This is a genomic window from Bacillus cereus group sp. BfR-BA-01309 (assembly GCF_022664315.1).
Lineage (GTDB): Bacteria > Bacillota > Bacilli > Bacillales > Bacillaceae_G > Bacillus_A > Bacillus_A mobilis.
In genome coordinates this window covers 82,574-97,356 of the sequence record NZ_JAKUHE010000007.1, presented here as the reverse complement: position 1 = coordinate 97,356, position 14,783 = coordinate 82,574, and the positions used below count along the sequence as shown (strand labels likewise).

Below are 14,783 nucleotides of genomic sequence, written 5' to 3'. Positions count from 1 at the left end.
ATCTCCCCCGTTATATCAAAATAAAAAATATCTTTGAGCCATAGGTAGTACATCTACTGCTTCACACGTAATTACTTGTCCATCAACTTTAACTTCATATGTCTGCGGATCTACTTCAATTTCTGGCGTTGCATTATTTAACTTCATATCTTGCTTCGAAATCTCTCTCGTATTTTTAACAGGTAATACAACTTTATTTAAACCTAATTTTTCTTTAATATTATTCTCATAAGCTACTTTCGATACAAATGTAATTGAACTTGACTGTACTGCTTTTCCATATGCACCAAACATCTTTTTTTCATAATATGGTTGTGGTGTAGGAATCGAAGCATTCTCGTCTCCCATTAATGCCATCACTACCATCCCGTTTTTCAAAACCATATCTGGCTTAACACCGAAAAATTGTGGATCCCATATTACAAGGTCGGCATACTTCCCTACTTCAATAGAGCCAACATATTCTGAAATCCCATGTGTAATAGCTGGATTAATTGTATACTTCGCTATATAGCGTTGAATTCTATTATTATCGTTATATTCTTTATCTCCCTCTAAACTACCAATCTGCTTTTTCATTTTATCGGCGGTTTGCCAATTGCGAATAATAACTTCTCCAATCCTTCCCATCGCCTGTGAGTCAGAGCTAATCATGCTGAAAACCCCTAAATCTTGCAAAATATCCTCTGCCGCAATTGTTTCTTTTCTAATTCTTGAATCTGCAAACATTACATCTTCTGGAATATTCGCTTTTAAATGATGACATACCATGAGCATATCTAAATGTTCATCCAGCGTATTCACTGTATATGGCAAGGTCGGGTTCGTTGAAGATGGTAAAATATTATTCAGTGCAGCAATCTTTATAATATCTGGTGCATGCCCACCTCCAGCCCCTTCAGTGTGGTACGTATGAATAACACGATTATCAATAGCTTTTATCGTTTCTTCCACAAAACCACATTCATTTAACGTATCAGTATGAATAGCGACTTGAATATCATATTTATCAGCAATCTGTAACGAGTGATTAATTGCTGAAGAAGTCGCTCCCCAATCTTCATGAATTTTTAATCCGATAGCCCCCGCAAAAATTTGTTCTTCCAGGGCAGGTAGACTTGAACTATTTCCTTTCCCTAAGAACCCAAGGTTTATAGGAAAAGCTTCTGCTGCTTCTAGCATTTTTCTTAAATTCCAAGATCCAGGTGTTATTGTGGTTGCCTTAGTCCCCTCTGCCGGTCCCGTTCCCCCACCAATTAAAGTTGTTATACCTGAAGCTAATGCTGTATCAATTTGTTGTGGAGATATGAAATGCACATGTGTATCAATACCTCCAGCTGTAACGATTTTTCGCTCACCAGAAATTACTTCCGTTGATGTCCCAATGATGATATCAATGTTATCCATAACTGAAGGATTACCACTCTTACCAATTGCTGAAATCTTTCCGTCTTTTATACCAATATCCGCTTTATATACTCCCGTATAATCAATAATAATCGCATTGGTAATAACAACATCCACAACCCCCTGTTCTCTTGTAAGTTGTGAATTTTGTCCCATACCATCCCTAATTGATTTCCCTCCCCCAAAGACAGCTTCATCACCATATACAGTAGAATTTCGATCAATGTGTGCGAATAATTGTGTATCCGCTAAACGAATAGAATCTCCTGTAGTTGGACCATATAAATCAGCATATTGTTTACGTGACATCTTAAAACTCATGCTATCTCCCTCTTTTTGTGTAAGATTGAATATCGCCATCCACTTTATTTTTAAATCCATATACTTTTTGTTCCCCTGAATATGGAACTAATTCAATCGTTTTTTCATCTCCAGGCTCAAATCTCACCGCTGTACCTGCTGGAATATTTAAATGTTGCCCAATTGCTACACTACGATTGAATTTTAACGCTTCATTCACTTCATAAAAGTGGTAATGAGATCCAATTTGAATAGGTCTATCTCCCCGATTTAACACTTTAACTTTCGTTGCCTTTTTATCTCCATTACATACTATGTCTTTTTTCGCAAGGATATATTGCCCTGGAATCATAACATCCACTTCCTTTAATGAATTGGTTGATGAATAGTCACTAATTTTGTCCCATCAGGAAAAGTTGCCTCAACTTGAATATCTGATATCATGTCTGCAATGCCATCCATAACATCTTCAGTACTTAAAATATTTTTCCCAAGTTCCATTAGTTCCGCTACATTTTTACCGTCTCTTGCCCCTTCTAAAATTTCATACGTAATAATAGCGATACTCTCTGGATAGTTTAACTTAAGCCCCCTCTCCTTTCTTCGATAAGCTAAGTCAGCCGCAACAACTACTAGCAATTTATCAATTTCTCTTGGCGTTAATCTCATTACACTCTTCCTTTCTGAAGTATTTTAAAACTAAGAATATTCTAAAAATAAAAGGTGTATTTTCAATGTCCTTTCCGTGTTTTCTCCATGTTTTTTTGTTATCAATCAAATAAAAAAAGAGCCCCTCGGCTCTTTTTTTATTTTCCTTCATTCTTCTCTAACACATACAAATCTTCTTCAATATTAGATAGTTTCTCTGTTACAAGCTTTCTAGCGTCTCCTATTGCTTGATTGTATGCAAATGGTCCTACTAATTTAATCATTTCTTCAATTAAACGCTCTGCTTGGAAACGCCCAATTTCATCTAAATCTTCTTCAACGAAAAATTGCTGAATTTGTGCTACAAGCTCTTCTTTTTTATCATTTGGTATTTTTATATTCATCATCATTTCTTACTCCTCTATATTTAAGATAGTTCGTTTCTTAACTCTACCATAGAAAATCGACTGCCAGGGCAACTTTTTGTAACTCCTTCTAGCTCCCTATGACCTAGTATATTTTCTTTCTTTATTGCAAACTGCCTCATAAACATTTTACATAAAAAATATAATGCATTCATTTGTGCAATAGTTGGATCATATTTATCAAAATTACCCGTCATGCATATTCCAATTGTATCTCTATTATTATCTTTCGCATGTGCTCCAATATGTAAACCTCGTCCTTCAACTACAGTTCCGTCTTCTTCAATAAAATAGTTGTAACCGATCCCGCTCCATCCTCTTACTTTTTGATGAAATTCATGTGTTTTATACACATCCCATCCATCTTCGGATGTGTGGTGGATAATTAGTTTATTTATTTTCTCTAAAGGAACTAATTCATCTTGAAATGTTAAATTAACACATTTAATTTCCATTTGAGCGTCCTCCCTTACAATTCAATAATCATCATTGTTTTATCATCTGGTCTTATTCTCTTTTCCCCTTCTAGCTCTTCAATAATTGCTACATATTCATTTATACTATTCTTTCTTATATATGCAACAGTTTGTTCGAGTGGCCAATCTGGGTGGAATAACCCGTCTGAACAAATAAAAATCCCGCTCACTTCATCTATATGTAATTCCCCATGTTGTAAATAATGTATCGCTTCTTTCATTCCATTTGCAACGGAATATCCATCCTGCATATTTGCAAGATAACGATTGTATTTTAACTGTTCTTTCACATCTTGAAAAACATGTTCTTCTGGTACAGATAACCCTTTTTTACGATCTTCTTCTCTCTTCTTTTTTGCTCGTTTACTAATTCCTTCGACTGTGTCTTTCGTTAATACTTGCATCGGTCCATTTTGAAGTATTGCGACAATCATACAGTCCCCTAACTGCGCATATTCAATTTTCTCACCATCTATTTGAACGGCCGCAATACATGTACACCACAAATGCTCTTTCTTTCTCGTGTCTACTTCATATTCTAACATTTTGCTTTGCAATGCTTCATTTGCTTTTGCAACTGCAACTGGTAAACTATGATTTTCGCGGAATGAATTAAAATAACTTGCAAATAAATGTGAAGCGATGTATGCTCCATTATGTCCCTTTTCATCATGAAACGGGACGAGTGGTGTTGCCCCATCACATACACCATAAATCTTTTTTTCTTCATTACAAAAATAAGAATCCTCACATTCTTGCTTCAACGGGCTTTTCTGTTGATATGTTTTTATCTTCACAACTGTATCCCCTTTCAAATGATAAAATACTCGAATTCTTTTGATTAATCTAATTTTCCGAAATAAACTGTTTTTACCCAAAACTTTCAATATCATATATAATCTTGAAATAATATGAATTTTTTAGTGAAGGACGGGAAAGAGATGGTCAGATTTCTTGGTGTTATTATTGGTTCTATTATTATTGCGATTGCCTTTAATCTTTTCCTTATCCCCCACAAAATTTTAAGTAGTGGAATTGGCGGAATTGCTATTATTTTAGGGATTGTAACTCCTGTAAACACAGGTATTATTAACTTCGTATTAAACTTACCTATCCTTATTTTAGGATACATAGGCCTTGGAAAAAAAGTAATTTTTAACACTGTTATCTCTGTTATTGTATTATCTGTTGCATTATACTATGTTCCAGTGAAAGTCGTAGCAACAGATCCACTTTTATCATCTATCTTTGGTGGTGTCATTGCCGGAGCTGGTATCGGTCTTGTTTTTAACTGTAATGGATCAACTGGTGGATTTGATATTATCGGTATGTTGTTGTCTCGCAAACGTGACATTAAACTTGGCGGATTCCTTATTATTTTAAATGCAGTCGTTGTAATCATTGCAGGATTCTTCTTCACTTGGGATGTTGCTCTTACAAGCTTACTTTCCATTTATGTAACTGGTAAAGTTATCGATGCTATTCATACGAAACATCGGAAGGTTACACTTATGATTGTAACAAATGAAGCAGAAAAAATGAAAAAACAACTTCTTTCAACTGTTGTACGTGGAATTACATTACTTGATGGCGAAGGTGCTTATTCCAGCGAAAAGAAACGTGTACTTATGACAGTCGTTTCTCGTGAAGAATTAGCAAGTATGAAATTAACAATTTCTGAAATTGATCCTCATGCATTCGTTAACATTACAGAAACGGTTGAAGTATTAGGATTGTTTAGAAAAGGTTAAAAAACTAGGCGGATTTCCACCTAGTTTTTATTTTCCATAAATTCAATTCGATTTCCGAACGGATCTGACACATAAAATCTAATTACATCTGGTCGTGCATGATCATCTATTACTTCAATACCTTGCTTTATTAACTCTTCTTTAAATTCATCAATTTTTAAAACATAAAAAGCCGGATGCGCTTTTTTAGCTGGATTGAAGTTTTGCTCAACTCCAATATGAATCTCTTGATTTCCACACTTAAACCAACAGCCACCGCGCTTCTTTAATTCCTCTGGCTTCGGGATTTCCTCCATACCAATTTTATTACTATAAAAATCTCGTGCTTCTTCTTCACACCCTACAGGCGCAGCTACTTGTACATGATCAATACCTTGAATATAATTTCTCATTTTCTCTCCCCCTCTTCTATCCTAATATTATAAGGAAAACCTACTCCTGTAACTTACAAATGCTTTATAAAACAATATAAGCTCCCCTTATTACCACCCTATACGTACTTTTCCAAAATAAAGAAAACAAAATTTATTATATAACTTCCATTTTTTATAGAAATATACATTGCATCTATATTATAGTTATGAATAGACAAATCTTTTTAGATGCTATTTGTACGGAGGAACTATTATGAGTCGTAAAAAATATTCATCATTTCAAAGAAAACGTCATCTGAACATTTCTGGACGTTTGCGAAACCATATACAAGATCGTTCTTCAGCAGAAATGTACGCATCTCTGTTCGAGCACAATCCTGATAGTATTATTTCATTGAACTTAGAGGGAGTTATTCTACATACGAACCCTTCTGTCGAAAGAATATTAGGTTACACTTCTTTAGAATTAGAACAGAAAAATATTACCTCTATTTTAGAAGCTCATATTTCTGAGCAAGTATTACAAAATATAAAGAATACTAAAGCGGATAATCAACAAGAGTATATGTTAGCTATTTATCATAAAAATGGATTCTTATTAGACGTCGTGACTAAACTAGTTCCTATATTTGTCCAAAATCGTCTAACTGGCGTATATGCCATTATGAAGCCTCTTGAAAAATCAGAAAGAATTGAGAACATGCTAAAAGAAAGCGAGAAGAGATTACGTACATTAGTGAACTCCATGCCTGCGTTCGTTATATTTAAGGATCATGAAGGGCGCTGGCTTGAAGCAAATGACTACGCACTTTCTTGCTTCAATTTCCACCATGTACCTTACCACGGGAAAAAAGATAGTGAACTCATTCAATATAATGAAGCGTACCGAGAAGCTTTTTTACATTGTGAAGAAGTTGATGAACTAGCGTGGCAACAAAGACAAATTCTTCATGGTGAGGAATTTATTATTCATAGAGATGATTTCGACTTAATCTTAAGTATATCGAAAGTTCCTCTCTATCATCCTGACGGCTCGCGTAAAGGTCTTATCGTAATGGGTAGAGACGTTACCGAACTTAAAGAAACAGAAAAGTTATTACGAAAATCAGAAAAGCTCGCAGTAGTCGGACAACTGACAGCTGGAATTGCCCATGAAATTCGAAATCCACTTACTTCTCTAAAAGGTTTTCTAACATTGCTACTCCCTGAAATCAATGAGGAGCAGAAATGGTATATCGATGTTATGTTAAGTGAGATTTCACAGATGGAATCTATTACAAGTCAATTTATGGCGATGTCTAAACCACAAGTATTATCTATCCAAACTTGTAACATACAAACTTTAATTGAAGAAGTAGTTACATTTATTTTACCAACTGCTATTATGCATAGTGTCCATATCATTATGGATCATTTTGATTACAAACATGATATTCAGTGTGATGGTAACCAATTAAAACAAGTTTTTATAAACATATTAAAAAATGCGATAGAAGCAATGCCAAATGGCGGAAATATTTACATCCAAACAAAACCATTTGATGATGCTTTCATTTTAATACGGATTATTGATGAAGGTTGCGGTATCCCAGAAGATCGTATCTCTCGTCTAGGCGAACCGTTTTATAGTTTAAAAGAAAAAGGAACTGGACTAGGATTAATGATGTGTTACAAAATAATTGAGGAACATCATGGTAAATTACACATTTCAAGCGAATTAAATCAAGGTACAATCGTTGATATTCAATTGCCACTTTCTTCATCTCATCTTGCGATTCAGTCGTAAATAATAAAAGAAGCATCTGCTAATTGTTAGCAGATGCTTCTTTTTTAAAATGCTTTGTCATACCATTCTTTCGCTTTTTCTACTTCACCCATTGTTAATTGATGCCCTCTATTTTCCCAGTGCATTGTTACGTTTGCAGTTGCACTTTCTAATAATGCCTTCAATTCCTCTGACTCTGCTGATGAACAAATCGGATCATTTGTCCCAGCAGCAATAAACACGGATTTCCCTGCTAAATTAGGTAATTGTGTTCCTCTTCTAGGCACCATTGGGTGATGGAGCACAGCGCCTTTTAATGCATTTTCGTAATGGAATAATAAGCTTGCAGCAATGTTTGCTCCATTTGAATAACCGATAGCTACAATGTTATTTCTATCAAATTCATATGTTTTTGTAGCTTCATCTAAAAACTCATTTAATTCCTTCGTACGGAAAATCAAATCTTCTTCATCAAAAATGCCTTCTGCCAATCTACGGAAGAAACGTGGCATGCCATTTTCTAATACATTTCCCCTAACACTTAATACAGATGCTTCCGGATCAACTATTTCTGCAAGTGGTAATAAATCTAATTCATTACCACCTGTACCATGAAGTAATAACAACACTGGTTTTGACGTATCTTTTCCTTTTTGAAAAACATGTTTCATCATAATCTTTTTCCCCTTTCAATCACTTTTCGTCTAAATTTCTCACTTCAAATGGTAAAAGTGTTTGTTCAATTTGTTTTTTATGTGTTTCATATTGCTCCGGTAACTTTAATTCCTCACCCATCGTCTCTAACGATTCGTCATGAGCGAAACCAGGAGGGTCTGTTGCAATTTCAAATAAGATTTCCCCGTGTTCTCTAAAATAAATTGCGTTAAAATAATTTCGATCTTGTACAGGCGTTACGTGATATCCAAAACGAGTCACACGCTCTTTCCAATCTAATTGATCAGCATCATCACTCGCTCTCCAAGCAATATGATGAACTGTACCAACACCCATTTGACCACGACCGATTGTTGATAATCTCAAGTCGATAATATTTCCAATATCAGCAGAAGAACGGAATCGAACAAATTCACCTTCTTCTCCAATTTTCTCAAGACCCATAACATGCTCTAACAATTCAGCAGTTTTTTGAGGTTGTGCAGATAAAAGAACAGCACCACCAAATCCTTTAATTGCTACTTCTGGTGTAACTTCTCCAAAACTCCAATTATTTAATTCGCCTTCTTCTCTTTCAACTAATTCTATATGCAAACCATGTGGATCATCAAATTCTAAATACTGTTCTCCAAATCGAGTCATTTTTGTATACGAAACATCGAATTTTTCTAATCTATTTTCCCAAAACTCCATTGCGCCCTTTGGTACGACATAAGAAGTGATTCCTACTTGACCGTCACCAATAATTCCTTGACGAGCACCTGCCCATGGGAAAAACGTAATAATTGTTCCGGGCTTCCCTCCTTCATCACCAAAATAAAGATGGTAAGTACCTGGATCATCAAAATTCACTGTTTGTTTCACTAAACGTAAACCTAACACACCAGCATAAAAATCCACATTTTCTTGTGGGTGTCCTACGATTGCTGTAATATGATGAATTCCCATCGTTTTCTTTTCCATTTTCTCCGCCCCTTTTTATTTCATTTTAAAAACTTTTATACATTCAAATTCATTATTCATTTTGTCCATACTGCAAAGTAAAATCCTCTATTATAATTTTATCTCGAATTCGAGATAATCCTCAAAAAAATATTTACTCGATCTGAAATCTTTATTCGTAACAAAAATTATCTTGAATCTATATTTATTATAAGTTACTTACTTTTAGTTGTCAACAAGTTCCTTATTTTCATTTTAAATTGCAAAGAGAGTAAACACCAATTTAGTTTACTCTCTTTGCAATTTATGTCATTTCCTCTTCCAGCACTGCTTCCATCTCATTAAATTCACAATGAATTGCTTTCACTGGTTCTTTCGTTAATAAACTTACAACAATAACAGCTAATAAGCTACAGAAGAATCCAGGTACCATTTCATACATAGTCGCTTTTAAACTTGGAATTTGTACCCAAGTAATAACAACTACTGCACCTACAATCATACCAGCAAGAACGCCCCATTTGTTCGTTCTCTTCCAATATAAGCTTAATAAAATAGCGGGGCCGAATGCTGAACCAAATCCCGCCCAAGCATAACCGACAAGTGTTAGAATTGTGTCACTTGGATGATACGCTAAAGCAACTGCAATCATAGCTACTACTAATACTGACAACCTACCGATAAATACAAGTTCTTTGTCACTTGCGTCACGACGGAAAAATGTTTTATAGAAATCTTCCGTTACTGCACTTGAAATAACAAGTAATTGCGAGGAAATACTACTCATAATCGAAGCCAAAATAGCTGATAATAAAAACCCAGTAATGTACGGGTGGAATAAAATGTTTGAGAATGTTACAAAGACCATTTCTGGGTCTTGTAACGTTGCATTATTTTTAGCGTAATAAGCAATACCAATTAGGCCAGTAAGCATTGCACCTATAATTGAAATCGTCATCCAACCGATACCGATTCTACGAGAAGTTTTTAAATCTTTAATAGAAGTAATCGCCATAAAGCGGACAATAATATGTGGTTGACCAAAATACCCAAGACCCCATGCTAAAAATGAAATAATCCCAAGAATTGTAGTCCCTTTAAACATATCTAAATGCGATGCATCAACTTGTTTAATTGTATTGAATGTTTCTGTTACACCGCCCACATCTGTAAAAGCAACAATTGGCACTAATACAAGAGCAATAAACATAATACATCCTTGCACAAAGTCGGTCCAACTTACTGCTAAAAAACCACCGAATAGTGTATAAGCAACTACGACACCGACAGTTACAAATAAACCAATCTTATAATCTAGGTTGAAAGAATTTTCAAACAAACGTCCACCTGATACTAAACCAGCCGACGCATAAAATGTGAAAAATACTAAAATGACGATAGCGGAGACAAAACGAAGTATTTTCGTACGATCTTTAAATCGATTCTCTAGAAAGTCTGGAATCGTAATTGAATCATTTGCCACTTCTGTATACGTTCGCAAACGCGGGGCAATAATTAAATAGTTTGCATAAGCACCTATTAATAAACCTATCGCAATCCATACACTTGATAATCCTGTTGCATACATCGCACCAGGTAATCCCATTAGCATCCAACCACTCATGTCCGAAGCACCAGCTGATAAAGCTGTAACTGCTGGACCGAGTCCCCTTCCGCCTAACATATAATCTGATAAATCGGATGTCTTCTTATAAGACCAATAACCGATATACAACATACCTGCCATATAAATAGCAAGCGAAACCATAATTTCAATCTTCACCAAATCTCTCCCTTAGTTACATAAGCCATTCAAAATTTCGAAAGATGACTTTTTCTATTTTCTTGTTTTCGCTTATGGTTCCCTACCTTAACAAACATTTTTTGTTCTTTCAAGTGAACAAGCCAATTTCACTACATGTAAAAACCTTTATAAACGCCTTTATCCCAGTGGATTACCCGGCTTTCAAAATAAATTAAAGTGAAAATATTCAGAAAATATATCATGCACTTTTTCACTCCTCATTTCCAAATTAAAAAGCCATACAAATGTATGACTTTTAATCTATTAAACATAGCTTATTTTCTATTTACTAGTAGGAAACAGTTCCGAAAGAGGCACCACCCGCCCCACCTCATCTTTAAACACAATATGCTCTCTCGTTAAATGGCGTGGACTCTTTACTCCCGCTGCTGCCGCAAGTGAGAACAAACTATATCTCATACTAACAACATAATTCATTACGCGCCATTTCTTCTCATACGGATCTAACGCTTTTTGATAATGAGGATTCGTCGTCGCCACACCAGATGGACATTGCCCCGAATTACATTGAAGCGCCATAATACAGCCACTTGCCATCATAAACCCGCGTGCTGAATTTATAGCATCAGCACCAATAGCTAAAGCAATTGCCACTTTATCTGGTGTAATTAATTTCCCCGAGGCAAACACTTTGAATTTGTCCCGAACACCATAATGATTCGCTGTATCAATACATGTCAGTAACGCTGGAATAAGCGGCATCCCCATACTATCTGCCATCGATTTATACGTTGCACCTGATCCACCTTCTGAACCATCTATTGTAATAAAATCTGGATAGATGTTTAACTCGTTCATCGATTTGAATAAATCTTCCAACGGCTCCTGCTGTCCAATTACAATTTTCATACCGACAGGTTTACCTCCGTTTTCTTGCAACTGCTGAATAAAATAAAGTGTATCTGCTGCATTATTTAAAAATGAAAATCGATTCGGTGAATTAATCGTTTCTCCTTCTCGTACATTTCGAACAGAAGCAATTTTCTCATTTACTTTTTGTCCCTCTAGATGACCGCCACGTATTTTAGCCCCTTGCCCAAATTTCAATTCGAATGCTTTAATATTTCTTTCTTTCGCTTTCTCCATGAATTGCTCCATTGAAAAATTACCATCCTCATCACGGTAACCAAATAATCCTGGACCAATTTGCGCAACGATATTTGCACCTGTATGTAAATGTTCTGGTATTACACCACCTTCTCCTGTATTAATCCACGAACCGCCAGCCATCTTCGCACCAAATCCACTCGCTAATATATAATTTTCGCCAATCGCACCGTAAGAAGTTGCTGATGCTCCAAACATGCCATACAGTTTCCATGGATATTTACGATTTTCACCGACGATAACCGCATCATCTTCTTCATATAACCAAAGATTCGTTGTATCCGCTGTCAATTTTTCTCTTCGTGAAAATAACCCTTCTTTATGAATCACATACTTTTTCCCTTCACGTTCTTGCGCTACATTCACACTTAATTCTTCTGTTAATATCGGAAATAATGTATTAGCAATATAATAACCAGATGTATCAAAATCTCGTTTTGATCCAAAGCCAAGTATTTCAGAACGGTACTTTGCTAAAAACATTACACTTTGAAAATCATACCGTGAAAAAGGCTTTCCATCCGTATCATGATCAAACCAATATTGCCTAAATTCCGGCCCTATCTTTTCAAGTAAATAACGCATCCTTCCTAAGTATGGATGTAGCTTTAATATAGAATGATGTGTCCGTTTTTTAATAAAAAATGTAATAATAAAAAAAATGATTAATAGTAGCATGAATAAGAGCAATATACTAATAATAACGAGTAGCGTTTCACTCATCCCGCTTCCTCCTATGAAAATCCATAATAAAAGGAGAACACCTGATGTGTTCTCCTTTTATCTTTATTCAAATTAATGTAACAAGATGCTCTTTCGCATCATATTCAACTAAACTTTCGGCATTTTTAATTCGATGAACAAAATCTGGATTAGCAATTAAAGGTCTTCCGAATGCCGCTACATCAATCGTTCCTTCTTGCAACGCTTCTTCAGCCTCTTTCGGATTTAAATTCCCTACTCCTACGATTGTACCATCCCAATATTTTCTTACTAATTGATGAAAATTCTTTCCGTCAGCAATGACTGCCGTATAATTCATCGTTGAAGGGTGAATCATGGTTAATCCAACTTCTTTGAACATATTTACAAACGTTTCAATTGCAAGCTCAGGGTTTTCCCACATATAAGTAGGATTATCACCTTTGAAAGCAGAGAAACGAAGAAGTGTTTTATTAGCTCCAACAGCTTCTATTACAGCCGCCGTTACTTCTTTCATAAACGTTAACCTTTCCTTTAAGTCTCCGCCGTATTTATCAGTACGCTTATTTGCAATCTCATAAGTAAATTGATCGATTAAATATCCGTGTGCACCGTGTATTTCTACTCCATCAAATCCAGCTTCAATTGCATTCTTCGCAGCTTGTGCGTATTGACCGATCACTTCTTGTATTTCTTCTAACGTCATTGCTTCTGGCGTATCAAACGGTTTACGAAAACGTGGAACATTTCCCTCTGCAGCGATAGCAGACGGTGCTTGTGGCATTTGCCCACCAATTATTTCGTGATGACTCATACGTCCAACATGCCATATTTGAGCAATAATCGTTCCGCCTTCTTTATGTACTGCCTCTGTAACAGGCTTCCACGAATCGATTTGTTCTTGTGTATAAATTCCTGGTACTCCTGGATTACCTTTTGCTCTTGGGCTAATGACGATTCCCTCTGTAATAATTAATCCAACTCCATCAGCTGCACGCTTTCTATAGTACTCAACTACATCAGTACCAACTACTCCCGTTTCATGATTTGCGAAACATCTCGTCATCGGTGCCATCGCTATGCGATTACGAAGAGACCAAGATCCAATTTGAATCGGATTAAACAACTTTGTTTCTTCAATATTTTCAAAAGATCCCCAAGCGTTTATATTTGTTCCTTCATAAATACTTGCTGCTTTATTATTTGAACTTGTCATTTTTCTTCCCCCTAAAAAAGTTCTTACTATAATCGCATCATACTTACTTTTAGATAGTAACGTCAATTTATACGCTTTAAACTCAAAATATTCGAATATCAAACAAATAGAATGCTATAAATAAACTAAAAAAGGTTTCCTACTTAGGAAACCTTTTTTAGTTGACCATATATGGTTGTCAATTTGTTTATCTCTTTTATATAAACAATTATTATCTCTTCACATATAAAAATTCCTTAGCAATAGAAGTGAGGGTGGTTCAGTATTCTTCTAAAAATAATAACTTATAAACCTAAAACAATGAAAGCCCTACCTCTCTTTCATCCTTACGGCTCCTCGTCCGTGCCAGTGTGAATCAGGATTGCAAAAATCAAGTAACTATTCTATCGAAGTGTTTAATTAAACTTCGAACATTCGTAAAGAATTTTAAAAATAAAAATGGATTTGATTGTAGTAATAACAAAAGGGGTTAATGCTCTAAAAGTGGTTTGAAAGAGTTGAATGTCTTTGAAATGATTAATTTTCTATAATTATGCTCCCAAAAAATTCAAAATCTTTTTTGGGATATAATACATTATTTGTAATAAATCTTAACAAAAGCTTTTTATTTGACTTTCTGTGATACCTTCAATTAATCCCAGTTCACTCATCAAAAATTCGTGTGCGTTATCTAACATTTTCTTTTCGCTTGCATTAAGTGCTTTTTCTTTCTGCATACGTAATAAATCACGTACAACTTCAGCACCTTCTTGTATTTTACCCGTCTTTATTTTATCAGTGTTCAATTTATACCTTTGTTTCCACGTAAGTAATCTATCAGATTCTCCATGTTGAAAAATATCCAATATGTGTGCTATCGCCGTTATATCCGTAACTGGTCGTATATTTGAGCTCAATATTCTCCCTGCAGGAATCATTAATTCCATATTACTACCCGACATTTTTATAACATAATACTGTTGTTTTTCTCCTGCAATTTCCTTCTCTTCTATGGCTTTAATTATACCTGCTCCGTGCATTGGATAAACAATGTTATCGCCAATTTGAAACAAATAATCCACCTCCATATATGGTAACCTTCTCAATCTTATCACACAATTACTTTTTTAGCAAAATTTTTATTTTATCATAAAATTATTTTTCATGTCAATCCTTTCGAACTAAGAAAAT

General features: G+C 35.1%; 15 protein-coding genes. 2 read left to right on the top strand and 13 right to left on the bottom strand.

Going from position 1 to position 14,783, the window contains the following annotated elements; genetic code table 11:
- Nucleotides 1–15: 15 nt before the first annotated feature.
- From ureC to MR115_RS14955, 6 genes are all read right to left on the bottom strand, one after another.
- Nucleotides 16–1,728 (bottom strand): urease subunit alpha, encoded by a 1,713-nt coding sequence (gene ureC, locus MR115_RS14980; protein WP_242241817.1) that lies wholly within the window; start codon nt 1,726–1,728, stop codon nt 16–18.
- Nucleotide 1,729: 1 nt separating this feature from the next.
- A complete protein-coding gene (locus tag MR115_RS14975) occupies nt 1,730–2,059 on the bottom strand; it encodes an urease subunit beta (RefSeq protein ID WP_242241816.1) in 330 nt (109 codons plus the stop codon).
- 14 nt (nt 2,060–2,073) lie between these two features.
- Nucleotides 2,074–2,376, bottom strand: coding sequence for an urease subunit gamma (locus MR115_RS14970; RefSeq protein ID WP_131934772.1), 303 nt, complete (start codon nt 2,374–2,376; stop codon nt 2,074–2,076).
- A 137-nt stretch (nt 2,377–2,513) separates the two neighbouring features.
- Nucleotides 2,514–2,765 carry a DUF2164 domain-containing protein gene (locus tag MR115_RS14965; protein WP_001994665.1) on the bottom strand — a complete coding sequence of 84 codons (252 nt, stop codon included), beginning with the start codon at nt 2,763–2,765 and terminating at the stop codon, nt 2,514–2,516.
- Nucleotides 2,766–2,782: 17 nt separating this feature from the next.
- A complete protein-coding gene (locus tag MR115_RS14960; protein WP_061678564.1) occupies nt 2,783–3,235 on the bottom strand; it encodes a peptidoglycan recognition protein family protein in 453 nt (150 codons plus the stop codon).
- A gap of 14 nt (nt 3,236–3,249) precedes the next feature.
- Nucleotides 3,250–4,071, bottom strand: coding sequence for a protein phosphatase 2C domain-containing protein (locus tag MR115_RS14955; protein WP_242241815.1), 822 nt, complete (start codon nt 4,069–4,071; stop codon nt 3,250–3,252).
- A 126-nt stretch (nt 4,072–4,197) separates the two neighbouring features.
- Here MR115_RS14955 and MR115_RS14950 point away from each other — a divergent pair, with 126 nt between their 5' ends.
- Complete coding sequence (locus MR115_RS14950; protein WP_000251342.1) at nt 4,198–5,007, top strand: YitT family protein; 810 nt, start codon at nt 4,198–4,200, stop codon at nt 5,005–5,007.
- A 20-nt stretch (nt 5,008–5,027) separates the two neighbouring features.
- Here the strand turns inward: MR115_RS14950 and MR115_RS14945 are convergent, their stop codons facing one another.
- Nucleotides 5,028–5,399: a VOC family protein gene (locus MR115_RS14945; protein WP_063262450.1), complete on the bottom strand. Its 372-nt coding sequence runs from the start codon at nt 5,397–5,399 to the stop codon at nt 5,028–5,030.
- Between the two features lie 235 nt (nt 5,400–5,634).
- Here MR115_RS14945 and MR115_RS14940 point away from each other — a divergent pair, with 235 nt between their 5' ends.
- Nucleotides 5,635–7,167 (top strand): BA3702 family sensor histidine kinase, encoded by a 1,533-nt coding sequence (locus MR115_RS14940; RefSeq protein WP_242241814.1) that lies wholly within the window; start codon nt 5,635–5,637, stop codon nt 7,165–7,167.
- Between the two features lie 44 nt (nt 7,168–7,211).
- Here MR115_RS14940 and MR115_RS14935 read toward each other — a convergent pair whose 3' ends face one another.
- The 6 genes from MR115_RS14935 to MR115_RS14910 all read right to left on the bottom strand — a co-directional run bounded on the left by MR115_RS14935 (nt 7,212) and on the right by MR115_RS14910 (nt 14,665).
- Entirely contained in the window at nt 7,212–7,820 is a 609-nt protein-coding gene (locus MR115_RS14935) for an alpha/beta hydrolase (protein WP_242241813.1), read from the bottom strand.
- Between the two features lie 19 nt (nt 7,821–7,839).
- Nucleotides 7,840–8,784 carry a ring-cleaving dioxygenase gene (locus MR115_RS14930; RefSeq protein WP_242241812.1) on the bottom strand — a complete coding sequence of 315 codons (945 nt, stop codon included), beginning with the start codon at nt 8,782–8,784 and terminating at the stop codon, nt 7,840–7,842.
- A gap of 283 nt (nt 8,785–9,067) precedes the next feature.
- Nucleotides 9,068–10,546 carry a sodium/proline symporter PutP gene (gene putP, locus MR115_RS14925; RefSeq protein WP_242241811.1) on the bottom strand — a complete coding sequence of 493 codons (1,479 nt, stop codon included), beginning with the start codon at nt 10,544–10,546 and terminating at the stop codon, nt 9,068–9,070.
- A gap of 303 nt (nt 10,547–10,849) precedes the next feature.
- Nucleotides 10,850–12,418 (bottom strand): FMN-binding glutamate synthase family protein, encoded by a 1,569-nt coding sequence (locus tag MR115_RS14920; protein WP_132131297.1) that lies wholly within the window; start codon nt 12,416–12,418, stop codon nt 10,850–10,852.
- A 67-nt stretch (nt 12,419–12,485) separates the two neighbouring features.
- Nucleotides 12,486–13,613: an alkene reductase gene (locus MR115_RS14915; protein WP_242241810.1), complete on the bottom strand. Its 1,128-nt coding sequence runs from the start codon at nt 13,611–13,613 to the stop codon at nt 12,486–12,488.
- 590 nt (nt 13,614–14,203) lie between these two features.
- Nucleotides 14,204–14,665 carry a CarD family transcriptional regulator gene (locus MR115_RS14910; RefSeq protein ID WP_170956876.1) on the bottom strand — a complete coding sequence of 154 codons (462 nt, stop codon included), beginning with the start codon at nt 14,663–14,665 and terminating at the stop codon, nt 14,204–14,206.
- Between the last annotated feature and the right edge of the window lie 118 nt (nt 14,666–14,783).